Here is a 24,384-nt window from a genome sequence, read left to right as displayed (position 1 = left end):
TACGACGGCTTCAAGGCGCTGGACCTCGGGGGTTCGGCAGCCCAGTCGGTGGTGCTGATGGTGATCGTCATCGCGCTCACGGTGGTGCAGTTCCGCTTCGTCGAGAAGAAGGTGCAGTACTGATGAACCACCCCCACGCTCATCACTGCCGTGTATTCGCTGCCCCCGAGGGGGCGCAGGCCTGCCTTGGGGCGGCCCGACGGGAGGCCTGACATGATCGAACGCCGCCCTGGCCTGACCGTGTTGTCCCACGCCGTGCTGATCCTCGGCGTGCTGGTGGTCGGCTTCCCGCTCTACCTGACCTTCGTGGCCTCCACCCAGACGGCCGAAGCCATCGTGCACGCGCCGATGTCGCTGCTGCCAGGCAACCAGCTGATCGAAAACTACACCGCCGCGCTGCAGGGCACCGGCATGGGCGCGGCGTCGAACGCACCCGTGGGCCGGATGATGATGGTCAGCCTGATCACCGCGCTGGTGATCGCGGTCGGCAAGATCGCCATCTCGCTGCTCTCGGCCTTTGCCATCGTCTACTTCCGCTTCCCGTTCCGGATGCTCTTCTTCTGGGCCATCTTCGTGACGTTGATGCTGCCGGTGGAGGTGCGCATCGGGCCAACCTACGCGGTGGTGGCCAGCCTCGGCATGCTCAACACCTACGCCGGCCTCACCGTGCCGCTGATCGCCTCGGCCACCGCCACCTTCCTGTTCCGCCAGTTTTTCCTCACTGTGCCCGACGAGCTGGTGGAGGCCGCGCGCATGGACGGCGCGGGCCCGATGCGCTTCTTCAAGGACGTGCTGCTGCCGCTGTCCACCACCTCGATCGCCGCGTTGTTCGTGATCCAGTTCATCTACGGCTGGAACCAGTACCTCTGGCCGCTGCTGGTGACGACCGAAGAGAGCATGTACCCGGTGGTGATCGGCATCAAACGCATGATCAGCGGCGGCGACGCCGCCACCGACTGGAACATCGTGATGGCCACCGCCGTGCTGGCCATGATCCCGCCGGCGCTGGTCGTGATGCTCATGCAGCGCTGGTTCGTCAAGGGTCTGGTGGATACCGAGAAATAAGCCCCGCTTCAACGAACAAGAACAGAGATTTCCATGGCCTCCATTTCCCTGCGCAACGTGGTCAAGCGCTACCGCACCGGCAAGACCGAGCTGCAAGTCATCCACGGCGTGAACGCCGAGATCGCCGACCGCGAGTTCATCGTCATCGTCGGCCCGTCGGGCTGCGGCAAATCCACGTTGCTGCGCATGGTGGCCGGACTGGAAGAGATCAGCAGCGGCGACATCTGCATCGGCGAGCGCGTGGTCAACACACTGGAGCCGGCCGAGCGCGACATCGCCATGGTGTTCCAGAACTATGCGCTCTACCCGCACATGACGGTCTTCGACAACATGGCCTATGGCCTGAAGATCAAGAAGGTGCCCATCGCCGAAATCAAGCAGCGCGTGGACAAGGCCGCCGGCATCCTGGAACTGGGCCATCTGCTGACGCGCAAGCCGCGCGAGCTCTCGGGTGGTCAGCGCCAGCGTGTGGCCATGGGCCGCGCCATCGTGCGCCAGCCACAAGTCTTCCTGTTCGACGAACCGCTATCCAACCTCGACGCCAAGCTGCGCGCCCAGACCCGGCTGGAGATCCAGAAGCTGCACCGCGAACTCGGCATCACCTCGCTGTTCGTCACACACGACCAGGTGGAAGCCATGACGCTGGCGCAGCGCATGATCGTGATGAACGCCGGCAAGATGGAGCAGTTCGGCACCCCCGAAGAGGTCTACACGCGCCCGGCCACCACCTTCGTGGCCAGTTTCATCGGGTCCCCGCCCATGAACCTGCTCCAGCATGCGCCGGGCGGGCGCCCCGGCAACCTGCTCGGCATCCGTCCCGAACACATCGACATCGGCGACAGCGGTTGGGCACTCCAGGTGGAAACGGTGGAACTGCTGGGTGCCGAACGCCTGGTGCACGCGCGCCTGGGTGACGAAATGCTCATCATCCGCACCCACGAAGACCAGGGCGCGCCGGCCATCGGCAGCACCATCCACGCCCGGCCGCGCGAAGACCGCATGCACTGGTTCGACGCGCAGACCGGCCAGCGACAATCCGGGGCATGACGACGCCCCACACTCCGCCCCCCCACGGGAGCCACCCGGCAGCAAGGTCGCCCTGGCCCTACCCGCGCTGGATCGCCCACCGCGGCGCCGGCAAGCTGGCCCCGGAAAACACGCTCGCCGCCTTCCGCCACGGCGCGGCCCACGGCTACCGCATGTACGAATGCGACGCCAAGCTCAGTGCCGACGGCGTGGTCTTCCTGCTGCACGACGACACGCTGGAACGCACCAGCAACGGCCACGGCATTGCCGGCGAACAGCCCTGGGTGGCACTGAGCCAGCTGGACGCGGGCAGCTGGCATTCGCGCGGCCATGCCGGCGAACCGCTGCCCACACTGGAGGCGGTGGCGCGGTTCTGCCAAGCCAACCACCATGCGCTCAACATCGAGATCAAGCCGACCACCGGCACCGAGCTGGCCACCGGGCGCGCGGTGGCCCAGGCGGTTCTGCGGCTCTGGGACCTGCCGCCGAACGGCAGCGCGCCCCTGCCCGACGGGCTCCCGGCACCGCTGCTGACCTCGTTCCAGCCCGAGGCCCTTGCGGGGGCACAGGCGGTGGCACCCGGTGTGCGCCGGGGCCTGCTGCTCGAATCGCTGTGGAGCGGCTGGCTGGACATGGCGATCCGTCTCGGCTGCGAGGCCGTGGTCTGCGATCAGGTGCTGTGGGACGCCACCACGGTGGCGCAGGTGCGCCAGGCCGGCATGCGCTGCCTGGCCTACACGGTCAACGAGCCGGAAGCGGCCCAGCGCCTGCTGGACCTGGGACTCGACGGGATCATCACCGACCGGGTTGACCTCTTCCCGCCGGATTGATCACCCCCGTTGCACGCGGGTCAGCGGCTGCGGTTCCACCAGGCCACCGAGGCCTGCGCCAGCACCAGGGCGGTGTAGGTGAACATCTTGCCGTCGCGCCCGAAAACGATCAGGCCCGCCAGCAACACCACCACACCCGAACCGATCAGCATCAGCGCCTCGGTTCGAGATGACCAGCGGGCCGAGCGGCCCCGTTTCCACAGGCGGGGCACGGTCCACAACACCGCGGCAAGCCCCAGGGCCGGCGCCAGAAAGCCGGCCAGATGCCCCAACAAGTCGAAAAAAGTCATTCTTTGTGATCCGGGGCGTTCAGAGGGAAGCGCAATTTTATAATCGGGCCATGTCTGTCTGGACGCTCGGCATCAATCACCACACGGCTCCGCTCGATCTGCGGGGCCGTTTTGCGTTCGCGCTCGACCAGATACAGCCCACCTTGAACGGTTATCGCCAGAGCCTGGTGCGCCAGCCCGAGGCCACACTGCTCTCCACCTGCAACCGCACCGAGCTGTATGGCGCGGGCGACCAGTCGGCCGTGGAGCCCACCCTGGCCTGGTTGGCCCAGACCGGCGGTGTGAGCACCCATGTGCTCAAGGAACACGCCTATGTCTTGCGCGAAGGCGAAGCGGCGCGCCACGCGTTCCGCGTCGCCAGTGGGCTGGACAGCATGGTGCTGGGCGAGGCGCAGATCCTCGGTCAGATGAAAGACGCCGTGCGTGCCGCCGACGAGGCCGGCGCCCTGGGCACCACGCTGCACCAGCTGTTCCAGCGCTCCTTCTCGGTGGCCAAGCAGGTGCGCACGTCCACCGAAATCGGCGCCCACTCGATCAGCATGACCGCCGCTGCCGTGCGGCTGGCGAGCCAGCTGTTCGAAGACCTGAAGGACATCAAGGTCCTGTTCGTCGGCGCTGGCGAGATGATCGAACTCGCCGCCACCCACTTCGCGGCCAAGACCCCCAAAGCCATGGCCATCGCCAACCGCACACTGGAGCGTGGCGAGAAGCTGGCCGGCCGCTTCGGCGCCGACGTGTTGCGCCTGGCCGACATCCCGGATCGCCTGCACGAATACGACGCGGTGATCAGCTGCACCGCCAGCACCCTGCCCATCATCGGGCTCGGTGCCGTCGAGCGCGCACTCAAGAAGCGCAGGCACCGGCCCATGTTCATGGTCGACCTGGCCGTGCCGCGCGACATCGAGATCGAGGTCAAGGGCCTGAGCGACGTGTACCTGTACACCGTGGACGATCTGGCCAGCGTGGTCCAGACCGGCAAGGACAACCGCCAGGCCGCCGTGGCCCAGGCCGAGGCCATCATCGACGCGGGCGTGCTCAGCTTCATGCACTGGCTGGACCAGCGCGACCCGGACAAGGGCGGCGTGGTGCCGCTGATCCAGCAGATCAACGCCCAAGCCGACAGCTGGCGCGCGGCCGAGCTGGCCCGGGCCAGAAAGCTGCTGGCCAAGGGTGAGCCGGTCGAAGCCGTGCTCGAAGCCCTGTCCAGGGGCCTGACACAGAAGATGCTGCACGGCACCCTGGCCGAGCTGCACGCCGGCGACGCCCAGACCCGCGCCGCCACCGCGCACACCGTCTCGCGCCTGTTCCTGCGCGAAAAGTCCTAGCGACGCGGCCCCGGGCGCCAGGCGCCCCGGCACGGTCCGTCGGCCCCGTGCATCCTTCCCGCTGCCGTCGCCTTTTTTTGCCCCCCGCATGAAACCCTTTGTCCGCGACACCCTCCTGCGCCAGCGCGCCCGCCTGCACGAGCTGGACGCCCTGCTCTCCGCGCCCGACGTGGTGAGCGACATGGAGCGCTTTCGCGCGCTGAGCCGCGAGCACGCCGACGCTTCGGTGATCGTCGAGGCGTTCAACCGCCACGAACAGCGCGAGGCCGACCTCGCTGCCGCGCACGAGATGCTGACCGACCCCGACATGGCCGAGATGGCGGAAGAGGAAATCGGCGCCGCGAGGGCCGACCTGGAGCGGATCGACGCCGAACTGCAACAGCTGCTGCTGCCCAAAGACCCGGACGATCAACGCCCTGCCTTCGTGGAGATCCGTGCCGGCACGGGCGGCGACGAGTCCGCGCTGTTCGCGGGCGACCTGGCCCGCATGTACACCCGCTACGCCGACAGCCAGGGCTGGACCACCGAGGTCGTGAGCGAGTCGCCCAGCGAACTCGGCGGCTACAAAGAGGTGGTGCTGCGCATGGCCGGGCGCGGCCCGGGTGCGGCCGTCTACGGCCAGATGCGCTTTGAATCGGGCGGCCACCGCGTGCAGCGCGTGCCCGTGACCGAAACGCAAGGCCGCATCCACACCAGCGCCGCCACCGTGGCCGTGATGCCCGAGCCGGATGAGGCCGAGGCGGTCAAGCTCAACCCCGCCGAACTGCGCATCGACACCTACCGCGCCAGCGGCGCCGGCGGTCAGCACATCAACAAGACCGACTCCGCCGTGCGCGTGACCCACCTGCCCACCGGCATCACCGCCGAATGCCAGGACGGCCGCAGCCAGCACAGCAACAAGGCCAAGGCGCTGCAGGTGCTGACCGCGCGCCTGCAGGAAAAAGACCGCAGCGAACGCGCCGCCAAGGAAGCCGCCACCCGCAAGGGCCTGATCGGCAGCGGCGACCGCAGCGACCGCATCCGCACCTACAACTTCCCGCAAGGCCGCCTGACCGACCACCGCATCAACCTCACGCTCTACAAGCTGCTGATGGTGATGGAAGGCGATCTGGGCGACGTGATCCATGCGCTGCAGGTAGCGCGCGGCACAGAGCTGCTGGCCGAACTTGAACAGAGGAACAGCCTGTGAGCGATGGGCCGTTGATCCGCGAAGCGCTGTCCCAGGCGCAACAACAGGGCCTGGACCGGCTCGACGCCCAGATGCTGCTGCTGCTGGCGCTGGGGCGCGACATCAATCACCGCGCCTGGCTGATGGCGCACGACACCGACCCCATGCCGGACGGCGCGGCCACCCGATGCGCAGAACTGGTGCGCCGCCGTCTGGCCGGTGAACCGGTCGCTTACCTGGCGGGCGAGAAAGCCTTCTTTGGCCTGCCCCTTCGGGTGGACGCCCGTGTGCTGGTGCCCCGACCCGACACCGAAACCCTGGTGCAGTGGACACTGGACACTCTGCCCCCCACCGCCGCACGGTGTCTGGACCTGGGCACCGGCAGCGGTGCCATCGCCCTGGCCGTGAAATCGCAGCGACCCGATGTGGGGGTGACCGCCACCGACGCCAGCACGGGCGCCCTGGCCGTGGCCCGCGCCAACGCGGAACGCCTGGGTCTTGCGGTGGATTTTTTCAACGGCTCCTGGCTGCAGGCCGTGCCCGGCCAGCGCTTCGACGTGATCGCCAGCAACCCGCCCTACATCGCCGAGGCTGACCACCACCTGGTCGCCCTCACCCACGAACCCATCGGCGCGCTCACGGCTGGGCCCGACGGCCTCGACGACATCCGCACCATCGTGGCGCAAGCGCCGGGCGCTCTGCACCCCGGTGGCTGGCTGCTGCTGGAGCACGGACACGATCAGGCCGCCGCTGTGCGCGCCCTGCTGCTGCAGCGCGGGTTCGAGCAGGTCGGCAGCCGCACCGATCTGGCGGACATCGAACGCTGCAGCGGCGGCATCTGGCCGCAGCAGCGATAATCAGGGCCACTGCGGGCCACGACCGGCCCGCCCAGATCAGGAGTTTTTGCCATGAGCGACGCCCAGACCCAAATCGACCAACTGGTCAAATCCAACGACATCGTGCTCTTCATGAAGGGCAACGCCAGCTTTCCGATGTGCGGCTTCTCCGGCCGCGCGATCCAGATCATCAAAGCCTGTGGCGTCGATCCCAAGACGGTGAAGACCGTCAACGTGCTGGAAGACGAAGGCATCCGCCAGGGCATCAAGACCTACAGCAGCTGGCCCACCATCCCGCAGCTCTACGTCAAAGGCGAGTTCATTGGCGGCTCCGACATCATGATGGAGATGTACGAGTCGGGTGAACTGCAAAAAGTCATCAACGGCGAGGCCTGAAACCGCCTGCCCCGTGCAACAGCCGCCTTCGGGCGGCTTTGTTGTTTGGGGAGAGCACGTCCGCTGCGGCATTTTGCACGGCCAAGGCCGATCCGAAGGAATGCGTGGTCTTTCAAGGGTTCATTTCGCATTGAGGCCAGGCACGTCTTGTGCTTGAATGAAGGTGTCGCCGAACCCTTCAAGGAGAACCGCATGAGCTCACGCAGCCTGGTCGCTTCACCCTCCCTCGGACTGCCCATCGCCCAGATGCGCAGCGTGTTCAGTGCCAGCGAGGTCGAGCGCAAGCTCGCCCACCTGCAGGCCAGCGGCAACGAACGCGAATACGAAGGCCTGCGCAACACCTGGCAGCGCATGCTGGAACGCGGTTCGCAACGCTTCGCCGTGAAGCCATCGGGTGTGCCCGACATGGCGCCGCTCTACGACCTGCTGCCCAATTTTGGTGAGGTGCTGGACGACGTGAAGCGCCACGTTGCCCTGAGCCAGGACAGCCACGACGGCCTGGAGGTCACCCCCATCCTGCTGCTCGGTCCTCCCGGCGTGGGCAAGACCCACTTTGCCAAGCAGATCGCCGACCTGCTCGGCACCAGCATGAGCCTGGTGCCCATGAGCTCCATGACGGCCGGCTGGCTGCTCTCGGGTTCGTCCTCGCAATGGAAAGGCGCCAAACCCGGCAAGGTGTTCGAGGCGCTGATCGACGGGCAGTACGCCAACCCGGTGATCGTGGTGGACGAAATCGACAAGGCCAGCGCCGACGCGCAGTACGACCCCCTGGGCGCGCTCTACAGCCTGCTGGAGCACGACACGGCGCAGAGCTTCGTGGACGAATTTGCCGAGGTGCCGATCGACGCCAGCCAGGTGATCTGGATCACCACCGCAAACGACGAGCGCGCCATTCCGGCACCGATTCGCAACCGCATGAACGTGTTCGAGATCGCACCGCCGTCGCCCGACGCAGCACGCAAGATCGCGGCGCACCTGTACCGCAGCATCCTCGGCGAACACGACTGGGGGCAGCGCTTCGACCCGGAACCCTCCAGCGACGTGCTGGATCAGCTTGCCATCCTCGCCCCGCGCGAGATGCGCCGCGCCCTGGTCACCGCTTTTGGCAATGCGCGGCTGGACAACCGCTACTGCGTGGAGGCCGACGACCTGCCCAAGGCGGGCAACAGCAAGACGCGGATCGGCTTCCTGCAATGAGCTGAGGGCTCAAGCGTCGTGGTGAACCCAGTTCTTCGCCGCGGCGTACACGGCGTTGGGGTACTGCGGTTTGCCCCGGCTGCCGTTGTAGCGGCCCAGCGCCAGGTAGGTGTCGCCACGCTCGCGGTCCAGGTAGTGGCGCAGGATCACGCAGCCGAAACGGATGTTGGTCTGCATGTGAAACAGCCGGGACGCGTCTCCGTCACCGATCACGCGCGACCAGAACGGCATGATCTGCATGTAGCCGCGCGCGCCCACGCGTGAAATGGCGAACTTGCGGAACGCACTCTCGACCTGGATCAACCCCATCACCATGGTGGTGTCCAGGCCAGCCCGTCGGGTCTCGTACCAGACGGTCTGCAGGAACTCGATGCGGGTCTGGAAGTCCGGCTTCTTTTTCTTCAGGCGCTCACTCATGGTGCCCAGCCAGCGCAGGTAGGCCAGGCGCTGATTGATGTCGCTGAACTCGGGCACCGGCGGCGCGCTGTTGGCGATGGCCGAACTGAGCGCCGAGCGAACCGAATCGGCCAGCGGCTCTTCTGCCTGGCGGCCTGCCTGGGCCGGGCCAGCGGTCAGCCAGCCGGCCGCACCGAGGGCTGCGCCCCGCAGCAGCCAGAGGCGGCGGCTGATCCCTCCGGACGCCTCCGCATCCATCACCACTTCAAAGGGCTGCAATCTCACACGCCCAGACGGTCCCGCATGAAGGACATCGCCTCGGCCACCGGCACTTTCGTCGCAGCCTCGTCGCGCCGGTGTTGGTACTCGACCATGCCATCCTTGAGACCACGGTCGCCGATGGTCACCCGGTGCGGCACGCCGATCAGCTCCCAGTCAGCGAACATGGCGCCCGGGCGCTCGCCACGGTCGTCCAGGATCACATCGACACCCGCCGCCAGCAAGCCCTGGTACAAGGTGTCTGCGGCGGCCTTGACCGCTTCGCTGCGATCAGCGCCCACCGGGCACACCACCACGGTGAAGGGTGCGATGGCGTCGGGCCAGATGATGCCGCGCTCGTCGTGGTTCTGTTCGATGGCTGCCGCCGGCAGGCGCGTGATGCCAATGCCGTAACAACCCATCTCGAAGTGCCGCGGTTTGCCATCGTCGGCCAGAAAGGTGGCGTTCATGGCCTTGCTGTACTTGGTGCCCAGGTAGAACACATGGCCCACCTCGATACCGCGTTCGATGGCGAGCACGCCCTGGCCATCGGGAGAGGCGTCGCCCTCGACCACGTTGCGGATGTCGGCCACCAGCTCGGGCTCGGGCAGATCACGGCCCCAGTTCACGCCCGTCATGTGGAAGTCCGGCTCGTTGGCGCCGCAGATCCAGTCGGCCAGTGCCGCCGCTTCGCGGTCCACAACCACCTTCACGGGCAGCTTCAGACCGACAGGGCCGAGGTACCCTGGCTTGCAGCCAAAGTGAGCGTCGATCTCCTGCAAGGTGGCGAAGCGGAAGCCCGAGCTCAGGCCCGGCAACTTGTTGACCTTGACTTCGTTCATGCCGTGGTCGCCACGCAGCAGCAGCAACCACACCTGGCTCTTCACGATCTCGCCTGCGTCATTCAGCTCGTCGGTGGCCAAGACCAGCGACTTCACCGTGGTGGCCAGCGGCACACCGAGGAACTCTGCCACGTCGGCGCAAGTGGCCTTGCTCGGCGTCGGTGTCTTTACCATGGGGTTCGATGCCGCCGGACGCGGGCCTGCGGGCGCCAGCGCCTCGGCCTTTTCCATGTTGGCCGCGTAGTCGCTGGCCGGGCAGTAGACGATGGCGTCTTCACCGGTGGCCGCGATCACCTGGAACTCTTCACTCAGATCGCCACCGATGGCGCCGCTGTCGGCCGCCACCGCGCGGTAACGCAGGCCAAAGCGGTCGAAAATGCGGCGGTACGCGGCGGCCATCACCTGGTAGCTGGCCTTCGCTGCGGCTTCGTCACGGTCAAAGCTGTAGGCGTCCTTCATGATGAACTCGCGCCCGCGCATCAGACCAAACCGCGGACGGCGCTCGTCGCGGAACTTGGTCTGGATCTGGTAGAAATTCTTCGGCAGCTGCTTGTGGCTGCGCAGCTCCTGGCGTGCGATGTCGGTGACCACTTCTTCGCTGGTGGGTTGCACGATGAAGTCGCGCCCATGGCGGTCCTTGATGCGAAGCAACTCCGGGCCCATGTTGTCGAAGCGACCCGTTTCCTGCCAGTACTCTGCCGGCTGGACCACCGGCATGGCCAGCTCCACCGCACCGGCCCGGTTCATTTCCTCGCGGACGATCTTTTCCACCTTCTGGATCACCCGCAATCCCATCGGCATGTAGTTGTAAATGCCGGCGCCCAGCTTTTTGATCAAACCGGCACGCGTCATGAGCTGGTGGCTGACCACTTCGGCATCGGCCGGCGCTTCTTTGAGGGTGGAAATAAAAAACTGCGAGGCTTTCATGTGCGAGGGCCGCCACAGGCGGCTGCGTGGGTCTGAAAAATGGAGGGCACGAGGCCTGGATGATGTCTTCGATGCCATCAGACATCGGGATAAACCCGTCATTGCCGCACAACGGGTGAGCATCGCTTCGCAAGCCGCAAGGGGCGATGCATAATCCAGACAGTTCAAAAATTTGGGGTTGATTATGCTTGACAGAGAAGGCTTCAGGCCCAATGTCGGCATCATTCTGCTCAACCAGAGAAACCAGGTGTTTTGGGGGAAGAGGATCCGATCCCACTCCTGGCAGTTTCCGCAAGGTGGCATCGATCGGGGCGAAACCCCTGAGCAGGCCATGTACCGCGAACTGCACGAAGAAGTGGGCCTCATGCCCGAACACGTGAACATCGTTGCCCGCACACGGGACTGGTTGCGCTATGAAGTGCCGGACCGCTTCATCCGCCGCGATGCACGCGGTCATTACAAGGGGCAAAAACAGATCTGGTATCTGTTGCGCTTGGTCGCACAGGATTGGAACCTGAACCTGCGAGCCACCAGCCATCCCGAATTCGACGCCTGGCGCTGGCACGACTACTGGGTGCCACTGGACGTGGTTGTGGAATTCAAGCGTGGCGTGTACGAAATGGCGCTGACCGAACTTGCCCGTTATTTGCCCAAGAACGAGTACCGGAACCGCTATTTGCGCGGCGCAGGCCGCCCTCGCTCTCAGGACGATGCCCACGACCTGATGCCCCTCATGGCCCAGAGTCCGCCAGGCATGGAATTGCCGCCTGGGGGCATGTTCGATCCAGATCCACAGTTCGACCTGCGAAGCAGCGGGTCCAAACCGTCCTGAAGTGGAAGCCTCTCAGGCCCGCGACAGCACCAAGTTGTCGCGGTGGATCATCTCGGGTTCTGCCGCATAACCGAGCAGGCGCTCGAAGTCAGCCGAAGACTTGCGACAGATCAGACGCGCCTCGGAACTGGCGTAGTTGGCCAGCCCACGGGCGATTTCAGCGCCCCGCACATCTCGCACAGCGATCACGTCGCCGCGCGAAAAATCGCCGCTGACTTCGGTCATGCCGATCGGCAACAGGCTCTTGCCTTCGCCGGTGATCTTGTCCACCGCGCCGTCGTCCACCACCACCGCTCCCCGCATCTGGAGGTGGTCGGCCATCCACTGCTTGCGGGCCTGGTTTTTGCCGGTCTGCGCCACGAGACAGGTGCCAATGGCCTCGCCTTCGCACAGGCGCTGCAACACGCGCGGCTCGCGACCCCACGCGATGACGGTCGAAGCGCCCGACCCAGCAGCACGCTTTGCCGCCAGGATCTTGGTGATCATGCCGCCCTTGCCGATCCCGGAGCCAGCACCGCCGGCCATGGTTTCCAGTTGAGGGTCGCCCGCACGGGCCACATGCACAAAGGTGGCAGCAGGATCACGACGCGGATCGGCCGTGTACAGCCCCTTCTGATCGGTCAGGATCACCAGCGCGTCGGCCTCCACCAGATTGGCCACCAACGCGCCCAGGGTATCGTTGTCACCAAACTTGATTTCATCATTGACGACGGTGTCGTTCTCATTGATGACGGGCACCACCCCCAGTTGCAGCAACGTCAACAGGGTCGAACGGGCATTGAGATAGCGCTCGCGGTCGGCGAGGTCGGCATGGGTCAGCAGCACCTGCGCGCTGCCGACACCACATTCGCGCAGCTTGGTTTCATACATCTGCACCAAGCCCATCTGGCCCACGGCCGCGGCGGCTTGCAGCTCATTGATTTCTTTCGGTCGCGAGGTCCATCCCAGCCGCTTCATACCCTCGGCCACGGCGCCACTGCTGACCATGATCAGCTCGCGCCCCTGCTTGACCAGCACGGCCAGCTCCTCACTCCACTGCCCAATGGCCTGCTCATCCAAGCCCCGCCCCTCGTTGGTCACCAGGCTGGAACCCACCTTGACCACGATACGGCGCGCGGTCTTCAGCACGCTGGACGGTTCAACCTGTTCGTTCACACTCGCAACAACTTCGACCATGGGGTGCTTGGCTTTTCAGAGGAATCAGATGAAAAGGATGGTGGATCAGATGCCGCGGGGATCGTCCACGAAGCGGGGATCCACATCGACAGGGGTCTGATGCGACTGGAACTCGCGCGCGAGGTACTCGTACACCGCCTGCACCAGCCGTTCGCAGCCCCCGCGGGTCAAGGCCGAAATCTCGAAGACCGGTCCTTTGTACTTGAGTCGTTTGACCACGTCTTTCACCAGCGCTTCACGTCTGTCGGAGGGGATCATGTCCAGCTTGTTGAGCACCAGCCAACGCGGTTTCTCTGCGAGCTTGGCATCGAATTTCTTGAGCTCGGCCACGATGGCCTTGGCCTGAGCCACCGGATCAACACCCTCGTCAAACGGCGCCACGTCCAGCATGTGCAGCAACAGCCGGGTGCGTTGAAGGTGGCGCAAGAACTGATGCCCCAAACCCGCGCCATCAGAAGCGCCCTCGATGAGCCCCGGCACGTCGGCCACCACGAAGCTCTTTTCTGGCGCAACGCGCACCACACCCAGATTCGGGTAAAGGGTGGTGAACGGGTAGTCGGCAATTTTCGGCCGTGCATTGGAAATCGCGGCAATCAGCGTGGACTTGCCAGCGTTGGGCATGCCCAGCAGACCCACATCGGCCAGTACCTTGAGTTCGAGTTTGAGTGAGCGCTTTTCGCCCGACCAGCCAGGGGTCTTTTGCCTTGGTGCCCGGTTGGTCGAACTCTTGTAGTGCATGTTGCCGAATCCACCATCACCGCCCTTGGCAATGACGATCTGCTCCCCGGGCTGCAACAATTCGAACAGCACTTCATCGGTCTCGGCATCCGCAATGATGGTGCCCACCGGCATCTTGAGCACGATGTCATTGCCCTTGACGCCGAACATGTCAGAGCCTTTGCCGTGTTCGCCGCGCTCAGCCTCGAAACGCCGCGTGTAGCGAAAGTCGACCAAGGTGTTCAGGCTGGCATCGGCCACTGCGAACACATGTCCGCCACGACCGCCATCGCCACCGTCTGGACCGCCAAACTCCTTGTACTTTTCATGCCTGAACGAGGCGCAGCCGTTACCGCCATCGCCCGCAGCAACTTCGATCGTGGCCTCGTCAACAAATTTCATGACATGTGTACCTGTAAAAACCAACACAAAAGGCCCGCATCGGCGGGCCTTTTGACTTCAAGACATCACCTGTGCCGCTTGGACCGCCCTGATTCATTCATCAGAAGGCGGTGTGACGACACAAACCGACCTCAGACCGGCGTGATGCTCACCACGTGACGGTTCAACTCGCCTTTGATGGCGAAGTTGACGTGTCCATCGGCCGTGGCGAACAGGGTGTGGTCTTTGCCCACGCCCACATTCAGACCAGGGTGAAACTTGGTACCGCGCTGACGCACGATGATGGAACCGGCACTGACCAGCTCACCACCAAACGCCTTCACACCGAGCATCTTGGGCTTGGAATCGCGCCCGTTTCGCGTTGAGCCGCCGCCTTTTTTCTGTGCCATGTTGACTTACTCCTCAGGCTGCGATCGACGAAATCTGCAGTTCGGTGAAATTTTGACGGTGCCCCTGGCGCTTCTGGTAGTGCTTGCGACGGCGCATCTTGAAGATGCTGACCTTGTCATGCCTGCCATGGGCCAACACCGTGACCGTGACCGTTGCGCCGGAAACCAAGGGAGTGCCGACCTTGATCTCGGTGCCGTTGCCGACAGCCAGAACTTGGTCAAACACGATCTCTTGGCCCACATCCGCAGCAATCTGTTCTACTTTAATTTTTTCGCCAGCAGCAACACGATACTGTTTGCCACCGGTTTTTATGACCGCGTACATATGAACCTCTTGTAAAAAATCCACGAATGGAAATCCAGCGAACCAAATTCCGCTGAGCCCGCGAGTTTAGCATGGTGCGGCCAAGCTAACAAGTAGCACCGCTCCGCGCGACAAGCACGCGCAATGACTCTCTTGCAGTTCCCGGGGGGCACAACCTCGTTCCTATAATCCATCTTGCAGTGGCATACCCCGCCACCTTCTTCCTTCGGCTCGCATTTTGACGATCTCCACCCCCACAACTGGCAACCCGCTTGAACTGATCCAGCCCGACATGCATCGGGTCGACGAAGTGATCCATGAGCGGCTGACAACCGAGGTACCGCTGGTCAGGGAAGTCGCTCAGTACATCATCTCGGCGGGAGGCAAACGTTTACGCCCGGCTCTCCTGTTGATGCTCAGTGGCGCCATTGGCAGCCAGAGCCCCCACCGACACGCATTGGCTGCGGTTGTGGAGTTCATTCACACGGCCACTTTGCTGCATGACGATGTCGTGGACGAGTCCACGCTGCGACGTGGACGCGAAACAGCCAACGAGCGATTTGGCAATGCCGCCAGCGTTCTGGTAGGTGACTTCCTGTATTCGCGCGCGTTTCAGATGATGGTGGACGTGAATGACATGCGTGTCATGCAGGTGCTCTCCGATGCCACGAACGTGATCGCAGAAGGAGAAGTGCTGCAGCTCATGAACATGCACGACGCCTCCATAGACGAGGCGGCCTATCTGAAGGTGATTCGATCCAAGACCGCCAAGCTCTTCGAGGCCAGCGCCAGACTCGCCGCCATTCTTGCCCGCGCGGACGAACCCGTCGAGACGTTGTGCGCCAGCTATGGACAGGCATTAGGCACTGCGTTTCAAGTGATTGACGACGTACTTGACTACGAGGGCAGTGCTGAGGAGCTGGGGAAAAACCTTGGCGATGACCTGAGGGAGGGCAAGGTGACTTTGCCGATCATTTGCGCGCTGAGAACCGGATCTGAAGCTCAGAAGCACCTGATACGCCAAGCCATCGAGCAGGGGGATGTGGCCCATCTCGATGACATCCGCTCGATCATCCTCGACACGGGGGCATTGAGAGAAGCAAGAGCCAGTGCAGATGCCGAAGCGCAGCGGGCGATAGACGCTGCGGCGCAGCTTCCCAAGAATGCCTACAGTGCCGCTTTGCTACAATTGGCGGCGGGTTTGCTGGAACGCCGCTCCTGAATTTCAAGGCGCTTCAGAAGCCGCTTTTTATGTGGCCCAACGGGTCCATCGGGGTGTAGCTTAGCCAGGTAGAGCGCTACGTTCGGGACGTAGAGGCCGGAGGTTCGAATCCTCTCACCCCGACCAGATGATCATCACACGCGACTGGTCCGTGTTCCGCGCCAAGGTCTTTTCGACACTTCGATACAACGCTGGCCTCGCCAGAATGCGCAATTTGGACACAGATTGCGTGAATTGTGTCTTCCAAGTCGTTGATTTACGATAGATTACGCGGTTATGGCATCTGTCGATACAGTCCCTCAAGATACACCCGCCATGGCCCTGCCAGGGCTCGGTCGTGCGCTTGTTTCTGCGGGGAAGCTGGGACAAAAAGCGGCCGAGGACCTCTACAAAAAGGCACAAAGTGGGCGCACCAGCTTCATTGCAGAACTGACCGGCTCCGGAGCGGTGTCTGCATCGGACCTCGCTCACACGATGTCGACTGCGTTCGCCGCACCGCTGCTGGATCTTGATGCGATTGATGTCCAGCGCCTTCCCAAAGGCCTGCTGGATGCAAAGATCTGCAGCGACTACCGCATTGTTGTTCTGAGCAAGCGCAACAACCGTTTGATGGTCGCAACAGCGGACCCCGCTGACCAGCAGGCGGCCGAAAAAATCAAGTTCGCCACTCAGTTGGGCGTGGACTGGGTCATTGCGGAATACGACAAACTCAGCAAACTGGTGGAGAGCCAGTCGACGACCGCCAATGAAGCGATGGACAACATCGTTGGCGGTGATTTTGAATTCGATGACATCCCCATTGATGCGCAAGACGTCACTGAAAAGAATGCGGTGTCGGAGGTTGATGACGCACCCGTCGTCAAATTTCTCCACAAAATGCTGCTGGATGCGTTCAACATGCGCGCTTCCGATCTTCATTTTGAGCCCTACGAACACACCTATCGCGTGCGCTTTCGAGTGGACGGCGAGCTGAGGGAGATCGCATCTCCGCCGATCGCGATCAAGGACAAGCTGGCCTCCCGCATCAAGGTGATCTCCCGCATGGACATCTCCGAGAAGCGAGTGCCGCAGGATGGACGCATGAAGCTCAAGGTGGGGCCTGAACGTGTGATCGATTTTCGTGTCAGCACGCTGCCCACGCTGTTTGGCGAGAAGATCGTGATCCGTATCCTGGACCCGAGCAGTGCCAAAGTGGGTATTGACGCCCTGGGTTATGAGCCGGAAGAGAAAGAACGGTTGCTGAGCGCTATCTCAAGACCCTACGGCATGGTTCTGGTGACAGGCCCCACAGGTTCCGGCAAAACCGTTTCGCTCTACACCTGTCTGAACCTGCTGAACAAACCAGGCATCAACATCTCGACAGCGGAAGATCCATCGGAAATCAACCTGCCCGGGGTCAACCAGGTCAACGTCAATGAAAAGGCAGGCCTGACGTTTGCAGCTGCCCTCAAGGCTTTCTTGCGCCAAGATCCTGATGTGATCATGGTCGGTGAAATTCGTGACTTGGAAACCGCTGACATTTCCATCAAAGCCGCGCAGACCGGTCACATGGTGCTGTCGACGCTGCACACCAATGACGCCCCCACCACGTTGACACGAATGATGAACATGGGCATTCCCACGTTCAACATTGCCTCCAGCGTGATCCTTATCACCGCACAGCGATTGGCACGTCGCCTGTGTCCGAACTGCAAAACGACGCTGGATGTGCCTCGAAAAGCCCTGCTGGACGCGGGGTTCAAGGCGGAAGACATGGATGGCAGTTGGACCCCATTCAAGCCTGTGGGCTGTTCGGCTTGCAACAATGGTTACAAGGGTCGCGTCGGCATCTACCAGGTGATGCCGATTACAGAAGAGATTCAAAGAATCATTCTTAAAGGCGGCAGCGCACTTGACATCGCGCAACAGGCCACGCGGGAAGGTGTCCGGACCTTGCGTGAGTCGGGCCTTCTCAAGGTCAGGCAAGGCATGACTTCGCTGGAAGAAGTGCTCAGCGTCACGAACGAGTAAGCCTCATCCGGCCCAGAACCCGAGGATCACATGGCAACCGCAGCAAGCAAAACCACCAAAGACTTCGTTTTCGTATGGGAAGGCAAGGACCGCAACGGCAAACCGGTCCGAGGCGAGACGCGTGCCGTGGGCGAAAACCAGGTTTCAGCCGCACTGCGCAGGCAGGGCATTGTCGCGACCAAGGTCAAAAAGCGGCGCATGAGTTCGGGCAAGCGCATCAAGCCCAAGGACATCGCCATTTTCACGCGACAGCTCGCCACCATGATGAAGGCGGGTGTCCCGCTTTTGCAGGCGTTCGATATCGTGGGGCGCGGCAACCCCAATCCCAGCGTGTCCAAGCTGCTCAACGACATTCGGTCCGATGTGGAAACAGGCACCTCGCTGAGCGCTGCATTCAGGAAAAATCCGCTGTACTTCGACAGCCTCTATTGCAACCTGGTGGAAGCAGGGGAAGCCGCCGGTATCCTTGAAGAATTGCTGGACAGGCTCGCTGTCTACATGGAAAAAACCGAAGCGATCAAGTCAAAGATCAAGTCGGCGCTCATGTACCCAGTGGCTGTGATCATCGTGGCTTTTGTGGTCGTTGCGGTGATCATGATTTTCGTGATCCCGTCTTTCAAACAGGTGTTCACCTCGTTTGGCGCCGATCTGCCGGCACCCACGCTGTTTGTGATCGCAATGAGCGAGTTTTTCACCGAATACTGGTGGCTCATTTTTGGTGGCTTGGGTGGCGGCATCTACTTCTTCATGCAAGCCTGGAGGCGAAATGAAAAAGTCCAAATGTTCATGGACCGATTGATGCTGAGAATGCCGATTTTTGGTTCGCTCGTGGAAAAGTCGGTGATCGCTAGGTGGACACGCACCCTTTCCACCATGTTTGCCGCTGGTGTCCCATTGGTTGAGGCCCTGGATTCTGTCGGCGGTGCGTCGGGCAATTCGGTGTATGCGAAGGCCACCGAAAGAATTCAGCAAGAGGTCTCTACCGGCACCAGCCTCACCAATGCCATGAGCAACGTCAATCTGTTTCCCTCCATGGTGCTGCAGATGTGCGCGATTGGTGAAGAGTCGGGCTCGATCGATCACATGCTCGGCAAGGCAGCCGATTTTTATGAAGCCGAGGTCGATGACATGGTGGCCGGTCTCTCCAGCCTGATGGAACCCATCATCATCGTGGTTCTGGGCACCATCATCGGCGGGATCGTGGTGTCGATGTACCTGCCCATCTTCAAGCTGGGCCAAGTGGTTTGATCAGCGCGGCGAGCCTGCTCGACGCGTCGATTCTCGGCGTGCTGGGTCTGTTGATCGGGAGCTTCCTGAACGTGGTCATCCATCGTCTGCCCAAGATGATGGAGATGCGGTGGGCAGCCGAATGCGCCGAGCTTCAGGGAACCGCGACGCGACAAGAGGCTGAGGAGGCGCCGGCATTCAACTTGATGGTGCCAAGGTCGCGCTGCCCCCATTGCAGTCACCAGATTCGCTGGTTTGAGAACATCCCTGTGGCCAGCTACTTGGTGTTGGGCGGCAAATGCTCTCATTGCCGTGCGCCGATCAGCCCACGTTACCCCTTGATTGAGCTCCTCAATGGCGCTTTGTTCGCTTGGTGTGGCTGGACCTGGGGGCTGGACGGAACCGCGCTGGCATGGTGCGCCTTTGCAGCCGCGATCCTGACCCTGGCTTGGATCGACTGGGACACGACGCTGCTGCCCGATGACATCACACTGCCGTTGCTGTGGGCCGGCCTGTGCGCCGCTGCAACGCGCATCACAGAGACACCCCTCCCCGATGCTTTGTGGGGTGCTGTGGCGGGATACCTGTCACTGTGGCTGGTGTACTGGGCTTTCAAGCTCGCCACAGGGAAGGAAGGCATGGGCTATGGCGACTTCAAATTGTTTGCGGCGCTGGGTGCTTGGTTTGGCTGGCAGGCGTTGATTCCCATCATTCTCATGGCATCGCTGATTGGTGCGTTCATCGGCATCGGGATGAAGGTGTTTGCGCAGCTCAGAGAAGGCGGGTACCTGCCCTTCGGTCCCTTTCTGGCATTGGCGGGGCTGACGTCCCTGTTGTTCGGTCCGCAATCCATCCTGGCCGTGATCGGTCTTTAACGGGGCGGTCCAGTGCTGCGCTTGGGACTCACCGGGGGTATTGGCAGCGGGAAAAGCACCGTTGCCCGTGAGTTGCAGAGCCTGGGTGCCGCGCTGATCGACGCGGATGCCATCTCCCGGCAATGCACACAGGCCAACGGCTTGGCCATGCCAGCCATCGTCCGCCAATTTGGCCCCCACTTCGTGACACCCGAGGGCGCCATGGACCGCAACCGCATGCGCGAGCACGTTTTTGCACATCCCGAAGCTCGGCACGCGCTGGAGGCGATCGTTCATCCGCTGGTCCAGCAAGAAATCCGTCGGCAATCAGATTCAGCCCAATCACCGTGCATGGTGTTCGACATACCGCTGCTGGTGGAGTCGCCACATTGGCGCCATCAACTGGACCGCATCCTGATCGTCGACTGCACTGAAGACACGCAAATCCGACGGGTACAGGCGCGCAACGGCTGGAACAGAGCCACCGTTGAAGCCATCATTCGTCAACAGAGTGCCCGTAAACACCGACTGGCGGTCGCCGACGGGGTACTGTGGAACGATGACATGGACTTGCAGCTCCTTCGTCATGAGGTGCAACGAATGGCCACACGGTTGGGGCTATGATGCCCCTCCAATGAACGACGCTTTCCTCCGCGAACCGCCGCCGCCGTGATCCTGTACGAATACCCCTTCAACGAACGCGTTCGGACCTATCTTCGGCTGGAGCAATTGTTTGCACGGCTCGCCGAACTGATGTCCCGAGCGAGCCCACTCGACCATCACTTCGCCATCCAGACCATCTTTGAAGTCATGGATGTGGCTGCGCGCGCGGACATGAAGTCCGACGTTCTGAAAGACATCGACCGGCATCGGCTTCAACTCAACAGCTACCGAGGCAACCCTGCCATTTCAGAGCGTGTGCTGGATGAGGTCATCGGTCAACTGGATGCCTGCTTCGCTCAACTCAGCGGCTTGGCAGGCAAAACGGGCCAGTCGCTCACCGAGAACGACTGGTTGATGGCCATACGCAGCCGCATCGGCATCCCCGGCGGCACTTGCGAGTTCGATCTGCCCGCCTATTTCCACTGGCAGCATCGCCCCGTGCAGCACCGCCAAGCCGATCTGCAGCGATGGTCCCAGACATTGGTGCCCTTGGCTGAGGCCATCTCACTGTTGATGAAGATGATGCGGGACTCAGGCTCTCCCCACAAGGTGATTGCGCCCGCCGGACAGTTCCAGCAGAACCTCCCGCAAGGCCGGACCTACCAGCTGCTGCGCCTGGCCATTGACCCTCTTCTGGGATTGATCCCTGAAATCAGTGGCAATCGGCTGATGCTGTCGGTCCGACTGCTGCGCCAGGGAGATGACGAGCGGCTGCACCCGGCGCTGGATGACGCAGCCTTCGAGCTGACGCTCTGCATTTGAGCCCGAGGATGAGTTCGCCGGACGTTCCCCTGAAACGTGTACGCTGCCCCGCCTGCGGCGGTCCAAGCGTTTACGCGCCATCCAACCCCTACCGCCCATTTTGTGGGGAGCGCTGCAAAAACCTGGATCTGGGCGCATGGGCCAGTGAACGATTTTCGCTGCCAGAGCACGAGATCAACAGCGATCCTGATTTCGAGAAGAGCTGATTCGTCAGCCCTTTATTTCATCGCGGAGCCACGCCAACACAGGCACCGTGCCGGGCAACACCGGTTCGCAGTTCACAGGCAGGTGCTCCCAGCCATACCGCTGACCTTCTCGCATCTGCAACGCGCCCTCCCAGCTGAACACCTTGCAAAAATGCAGTCGCACCAGCGCATGCGGGTAGTCCACCAGCGAGTTCCTCCAGAGATGGACCGGTCCGATCGTGACGCCGATTTCCTCTTGCAACTCGCGCCGCAGCGCCTGCTCAATGGTTTCGCCAGCTTCCAGCTTGCCACCTGGAAACTCCCAGTAGCCCGCGTAGGCTTTGCCCTCCGGGCGCGAAGTGAGCAGAAACCGACCGTCAGGGGCGATCAGCACACCCACGGCCACCTCGGTCACGGGGCGCCGCTCACCCTCCGACGCAGGGCCGCCGCCGTCCACCACGAGGGTTTCACAGTCAGGCGCACGTGCCATGGGAGCCCGCGTAATCACGCGCAAACTGGTAGGCCACACGACCGCTGCGCGAACCACGCTCCAGTGCCCACACGAGGGCCTGAGGACGTGCAGCCTCGATGTCGGCGACACGGACGCCGAAAGACGACAGCCATTGCCGCACGATGGCGAGGTACTCGTCCTGGCTGAACGGATAGAAGCTGACCCACAGGCCAAACCGTTCAGACAGCGAGATTTTTTCTTCCACCACCTCGCCCGGGTGCACTTCACCATCGGGCGTGTGTGTGTAGCTGAGGTTTTCCTTCATGTACTCGGGCAGCAGATGACGTCGGTTGCTGGTCGCATAGATCAGCACGTTGTCACCAGCGGCGGACACCGAACCGTCCAGAACGGATTTCAGCGCCTTGTAACCCGCCTCGCCATCCTCAAAACTGAGGTCATCGCAGAACACGATGAAGCGCTCGGGCCGATCGGCCACCACATCGACAATGTCGGGCAAATCCACCAGATCGCCCTTGTCGACCTCGATCAGGCGCAACCCTTGAGACGCGTACGCGTGCAAGCAGGCTTTGACCAGCGACGACTTTCCGGTACCCCGGGCACCAGTGAGCAAGACGTTGTTGGCCGGCAGACGACGCACGAACTGCAGTGTGTTGCGCTGGATCTTGTCTTTCTGTCCATCAATCTCCTGGAGGTCGGCCAGGTTGATCTCAGCCACGTGCCGGACCGGCTCCAGAGCGCCATGCCCGCTGCTGCGTTTGCGATAGCGAAAGGCGATCGATGCGGACCAGTCGGGCGCACCCAACGGCTGGGGCAGCACCGACTCGATGCGGTCAATCAGGTGTTCGGCCCGCTGAATGAGCCGTTCGACATGTTCGTTCATCTGCAGCGTCTTCAAAGGACCGCCAGCCTGGGCTCAGGACCGGTAGTCGGCGTTGATGGTCACGTAGTCGTGGCTGAAGTCGCAGGTCCAGACCGTCTCGGTGACGTCGCCTCGTCCGAGCCCGATGCGCACCAGAATCTCCGCCGCCTTCATCACGCGCTGGCCGTCTTCTTCGCGATAGTCGGGGTGGCGCCCCCCTTGTCGGACCACGTGCACATCACCCAAGTGCAACTCGATCTTCGTCGCGTCCAGATCGGCAATGCCCGCATAACCCACTGCCGCCAGGATGCGGCCAAGGTTCGGATCGCTGGCAAAAAACGCCGTTTTCACCAAGGGGGAGTGGGCCACGGCATAGGCGGCCTTGAGGCATTCTTCGCTGTTCTGCCCACCTTCGACGCGCACCGTGATGAATTTGGTCGCGCCTTCGCCATCGCGCACGATGGCGTGGGCAAGGAACTGAGCCACTTCCGTCAGCGCCAGCAGCAGCGCCTGGCCATCCGCGCTGTCCAGGTCCGTCACTGGGGCGTTGCCCGCTTTGCCCGTGGCAACAACGACAAATGAATCGTTGGTGGACGTGTCCCCGTCCACGGTCACGCGGTTGAAGGACACATCGGCCAGGCGCTTGGCCAGCGTGTTCATGATCGAGGGAGAAACGGCCGCGTCGGTCGCCACGTAGCCCAGCATCGTCGCCATGTTGGGCCGGATCATGCCTGCGCCCTTGGCGATGCCGCTCATGGAAACGGTCTTGCCGCCGAGGCTCACGCGGCGGCTGATGGCCTTGGGCAAGGTGTCGGTGGTCATGATGCCCTCGGCCGCCTTCAGCCATTGCGCACCCGAAGCACCCTGGCCGCTGGCCGCGTCGGCCAACGCTGCGGGCAAGCCCGCGATCAGGCGGTCCACCGGCAGCGGCTCCATGATGACTCCGGTGGAGAACGGCAGCACCTGTTCGTGCTTCACCCCCAGGGCCAACGCGAGCGCGTTGGCGGTCTGGCGTGCATGGCCAAGGCCCGGCTCACCCGTGCCCGCGTTGGCGTTTCCGGTGTTGATCACCATGGCGCGGATGTCTTGACCCGCGGTCAGGTGCTCGCGGCACACCTGCACCGGAGCAGCGGCGTAGCGGTTCTGGGTGAACACGGCACCCACCACACTGCCTTCGTCCAGCAAAAACACCGTGAGGTCTTTTCGATTGACTTTGCGAATGCCCGCCTCGGTCACACCAATGCGCACGCCGGCGACCGGCAGCAGGTTGGCGGCTAGGGGAGCGGCGAAATTCACAGCCATGGCAACGGGTTCCTGTCAGAAAAAACCGCGTCCGGCGCGGTGAGGGGGTTTCAGAACGCCAAGGGAACGGCTTCGCCAGGCCTCCGGCGTGGTCCCCCGAAAGGCCATCAGGTCAACGCGCCGTGGCAGTGCTTGTATTTTTTTCCGCTGCCACAGGGACAGGGATCGTTGCGACCCACGCGCGGCATGTCCGCCACCACGGTGCTCGGATCGGTGATGCTTTCCGCCTCTCCCGTTTCGGTGGGCGCGGTGTAGGTCACATTGGCGATCTGTTCGGCCCGGGCTTCCATCTGCTCGGCCACGGCGGAGATCTGTTCGGCCGACTGGACCCGCACGTTCACCAACACCCGCGTGACGTCGTTCTTCACGCTATCCAGCAGCTGCCCGAACAACTGGAAGGCTTCGCGCTTGTATTCCTGCTTGGGCTGCTTCTGCGCGTAGCCGCGCAGGTG

At 62.8% G+C, this 24,384-nt stretch carries 27 protein-coding genes, 1 tRNA gene and 1 pseudogene; 18 read left to right on the top strand and 11 right to left on the bottom strand.

What is annotated here, in order from left to right:
* The 4 genes and pseudogenes from IV088_RS04505 to ugpQ form a co-directional block, all read left to right on the top strand.
* Positions 1-123: pseudogene (locus IV088_RS04505) on the top strand (glycerol-3-phosphate transporter permease); the annotation flags it as partial.
* 90 nt (positions 124-213) lie between these two features.
* Positions 214-1,065: a sn-glycerol-3-phosphate ABC transporter permease UgpE gene (ugpE, locus tag IV088_RS04500; protein WP_291098285.1), complete on the top strand. Its 852-nt coding sequence runs from the start codon at positions 214-216 to the stop codon at positions 1,063-1,065.
* Positions 1,066-1,098: 33 nt separating this feature from the next.
* Positions 1,099-2,112, top strand: a complete 1,014-nt coding sequence (locus IV088_RS04495; RefSeq protein ID WP_291098282.1) for a sn-glycerol-3-phosphate import ATP-binding protein UgpC — start codon at positions 1,099-1,101, stop codon at positions 2,110-2,112.
* The gene (gene ugpQ, locus IV088_RS04490; RefSeq protein ID WP_291098279.1) at positions 2,109-2,921 is read left to right on the top strand and encodes a glycerophosphodiester phosphodiesterase; all 813 of its coding nucleotides are present in this window, start codon (positions 2,109-2,111) and stop codon (positions 2,919-2,921) included. The genes IV088_RS04495 and ugpQ overlap by 4 nt, the downstream gene beginning before the upstream one ends.
* Positions 2,922-2,941: 20 nt before the next feature.
* Here the strand turns inward: ugpQ and IV088_RS04485 are convergent, their stop codons facing one another.
* A complete protein-coding gene (locus IV088_RS04485; RefSeq protein WP_291098276.1) occupies positions 2,942-3,211 on the bottom strand; it encodes a hypothetical protein in 270 nt (89 codons plus the stop codon).
* 50 nt (positions 3,212-3,261) lie between these two features.
* Between IV088_RS04485 and hemA the strand changes: the two genes are divergently transcribed.
* From hemA to IV088_RS04460, 5 genes are all read left to right on the top strand, one after another.
* On the top strand, positions 3,262-4,536 hold the full coding sequence (gene hemA, locus IV088_RS04480) for a glutamyl-tRNA reductase (RefSeq protein WP_291098273.1): 1,275 nt from the start codon (positions 3,262-3,264) through the stop codon (positions 4,534-4,536).
* A gap of 88 nt (positions 4,537-4,624) precedes the next feature.
* A complete protein-coding gene (prfA, locus tag IV088_RS04475) occupies positions 4,625-5,725 on the top strand; it encodes a peptide chain release factor 1 (protein WP_291098270.1) in 1,101 nt (366 codons plus the stop codon).
* A complete protein-coding gene (gene prmC, locus IV088_RS04470) occupies positions 5,722-6,561 on the top strand; it encodes a peptide chain release factor N(5)-glutamine methyltransferase (protein ID WP_291098268.1) in 840 nt (279 codons plus the stop codon). The genes prfA and prmC overlap by 4 nt, the downstream gene beginning before the upstream one ends.
* A 51-nt stretch (positions 6,562-6,612) precedes the next feature.
* The gene (gene grxD / locus IV088_RS04465; RefSeq protein ID WP_236964177.1) at positions 6,613-6,936 is read left to right on the top strand and encodes a Grx4 family monothiol glutaredoxin; all 324 of its coding nucleotides are present in this window, start codon (positions 6,613-6,615) and stop codon (positions 6,934-6,936) included.
* Between the two features lie 192 nt (positions 6,937-7,128).
* A complete protein-coding gene (locus IV088_RS04460) occupies positions 7,129-8,133 on the top strand; it encodes an AAA family ATPase (protein WP_291098262.1) in 1,005 nt (334 codons plus the stop codon).
* A 9-nt stretch (positions 8,134-8,142) separates the two neighbouring features.
* Here the strand turns inward: IV088_RS04460 and IV088_RS04455 are convergent, their stop codons facing one another.
* Positions 8,143-8,787: a lytic transglycosylase domain-containing protein gene (locus tag IV088_RS04455; RefSeq protein WP_291098295.1), complete on the bottom strand. Its 645-nt coding sequence runs from the start codon at positions 8,785-8,787 to the stop codon at positions 8,143-8,145.
* A gap of 23 nt (positions 8,788-8,810) precedes the next feature.
* Positions 8,811-10,556, bottom strand: coding sequence for a proline--tRNA ligase (locus tag IV088_RS04450; protein ID WP_291098259.1), 1,746 nt, complete (start codon positions 10,554-10,556; stop codon positions 8,811-8,813).
* Positions 10,557-10,740: 184 nt separating this feature from the next.
* On the opposite strand from IV088_RS04450, the gene IV088_RS04445 reads away from it, so the two are divergent.
* A complete protein-coding gene (locus tag IV088_RS04445; protein ID WP_291098257.1) occupies positions 10,741-11,388 on the top strand; it encodes an RNA pyrophosphohydrolase in 648 nt (215 codons plus the stop codon).
* A gap of 12 nt (positions 11,389-11,400) precedes the next feature.
* Here the strand turns inward: IV088_RS04445 and proB are convergent, their stop codons facing one another.
* The 4 genes from proB to rplU all read right to left on the bottom strand — a co-directional run bounded on the left by proB (position 11,401) and on the right by rplU (position 14,397).
* Positions 11,401-12,564, bottom strand: coding sequence for a glutamate 5-kinase (gene proB / locus IV088_RS04440; RefSeq protein ID WP_291098254.1), 1,164 nt, complete (start codon positions 12,562-12,564; stop codon positions 11,401-11,403).
* 45 nt (positions 12,565-12,609) lie between these two features.
* Positions 12,610-13,683, bottom strand: a complete 1,074-nt coding sequence (gene cgtA / locus IV088_RS04435; protein ID WP_291098250.1) for an Obg family GTPase CgtA — start codon at positions 13,681-13,683, stop codon at positions 12,610-12,612.
* A 131-nt stretch (positions 13,684-13,814) separates the two neighbouring features.
* A complete protein-coding gene (rpmA, locus tag IV088_RS04430) occupies positions 13,815-14,072 on the bottom strand; it encodes a 50S ribosomal protein L27 (protein WP_077328647.1) in 258 nt (85 codons plus the stop codon).
* A 13-nt stretch (positions 14,073-14,085) separates the two neighbouring features.
* On the bottom strand, positions 14,086-14,397 hold the full coding sequence (rplU, locus tag IV088_RS04425; RefSeq protein WP_068174372.1) for a 50S ribosomal protein L21: 312 nt from the start codon (positions 14,395-14,397) through the stop codon (positions 14,086-14,088).
* Positions 14,398-14,668: 271 nt separating this feature from the next.
* On the opposite strand from rplU, the gene IV088_RS04420 reads away from it, so the two are divergent.
* From IV088_RS04420 to IV088_RS04385, 8 genes are all read left to right on the top strand, one after another.
* Positions 14,669-15,598 carry a polyprenyl synthetase family protein gene (locus tag IV088_RS04420; protein WP_291087777.1) on the top strand — a complete coding sequence of 310 codons (930 nt, stop codon included), beginning with the start codon at positions 14,669-14,671 and terminating at the stop codon, positions 15,596-15,598.
* 49 nt (positions 15,599-15,647) lie between these two features.
* Positions 15,648-15,724, top strand: a tRNA-Pro gene (locus tag IV088_RS04415).
* A 150-nt stretch (positions 15,725-15,874) separates the two neighbouring features.
* A complete protein-coding gene (pilB, locus tag IV088_RS04410; protein WP_291098244.1) occupies positions 15,875-17,608 on the top strand; it encodes a type IV-A pilus assembly ATPase PilB in 1,734 nt (577 codons plus the stop codon).
* Between the two features lie 30 nt (positions 17,609-17,638).
* Positions 17,639-18,856: a type II secretion system F family protein gene (locus IV088_RS04405; protein WP_291098241.1), complete on the top strand. Its 1,218-nt coding sequence runs from the start codon at positions 17,639-17,641 to the stop codon at positions 18,854-18,856.
* Positions 18,856-19,710: an A24 family peptidase gene (locus IV088_RS04400; protein ID WP_291098292.1), complete on the top strand. Its 855-nt coding sequence runs from the start codon at positions 18,856-18,858 to the stop codon at positions 19,708-19,710. The genes IV088_RS04405 and IV088_RS04400 overlap by 1 nt, the downstream gene beginning before the upstream one ends.
* Before the next feature lie 12 nt (positions 19,711-19,722).
* A complete protein-coding gene (coaE, locus tag IV088_RS04395) occupies positions 19,723-20,313 on the top strand; it encodes a dephospho-CoA kinase (RefSeq protein WP_291098238.1) in 591 nt (196 codons plus the stop codon).
* Between the two features lie 45 nt (positions 20,314-20,358).
* A complete protein-coding gene (zapD, locus tag IV088_RS04390; protein ID WP_291098235.1) occupies positions 20,359-21,114 on the top strand; it encodes a cell division protein ZapD in 756 nt (251 codons plus the stop codon).
* A gap of 8 nt (positions 21,115-21,122) precedes the next feature.
* Positions 21,123-21,320 (top strand): DNA gyrase inhibitor YacG, encoded by a 198-nt coding sequence (locus tag IV088_RS04385; RefSeq protein ID WP_291098233.1) that lies wholly within the window; start codon positions 21,123-21,125, stop codon positions 21,318-21,320.
* 4 nt (positions 21,321-21,324) lie between these two features.
* Here the strand turns inward: IV088_RS04385 and IV088_RS04380 are convergent, their stop codons facing one another.
* The 4 genes from IV088_RS04380 to IV088_RS04365 all read right to left on the bottom strand — a co-directional run.
* Complete coding sequence (locus IV088_RS04380; protein ID WP_291098229.1) at positions 21,325-21,789, bottom strand: NUDIX domain-containing protein; 465 nt, start codon at positions 21,787-21,789, stop codon at positions 21,325-21,327.
* Positions 21,773-22,651 (bottom strand): ATP-binding protein, encoded by an 879-nt coding sequence (locus IV088_RS04375; RefSeq protein ID WP_291098289.1) that lies wholly within the window; start codon positions 22,649-22,651, stop codon positions 21,773-21,775. Before IV088_RS04375 ends, IV088_RS04380 begins: the two co-directional genes overlap by 17 nt.
* A gap of 33 nt (positions 22,652-22,684) precedes the next feature.
* Positions 22,685-23,932 carry a bifunctional glutamate N-acetyltransferase/amino-acid acetyltransferase ArgJ gene (gene argJ, locus IV088_RS04370; protein WP_291098227.1) on the bottom strand — a complete coding sequence of 416 codons (1,248 nt, stop codon included), beginning with the start codon at positions 23,930-23,932 and terminating at the stop codon, positions 22,685-22,687.
* Between the two features lie 107 nt (positions 23,933-24,039).
* Positions 24,040-24,384 (bottom strand): SEC-C metal-binding domain-containing protein (locus tag IV088_RS04365; RefSeq protein WP_291098224.1); only part of this gene is annotated, 345 nt, incomplete at its 5' end.

Origin of the sequence: Hydrogenophaga sp., from assembly GCF_018780075.1 — a bacterium.
Taxonomy (GTDB): Bacteria; Pseudomonadota; Gammaproteobacteria; order Burkholderiales; family Burkholderiaceae_C; genus Hydrogenophaga.
Note: the sequence above shows the minus strand (reverse complement) of the source record. Positions and strands in the feature narration are given on the sequence as shown.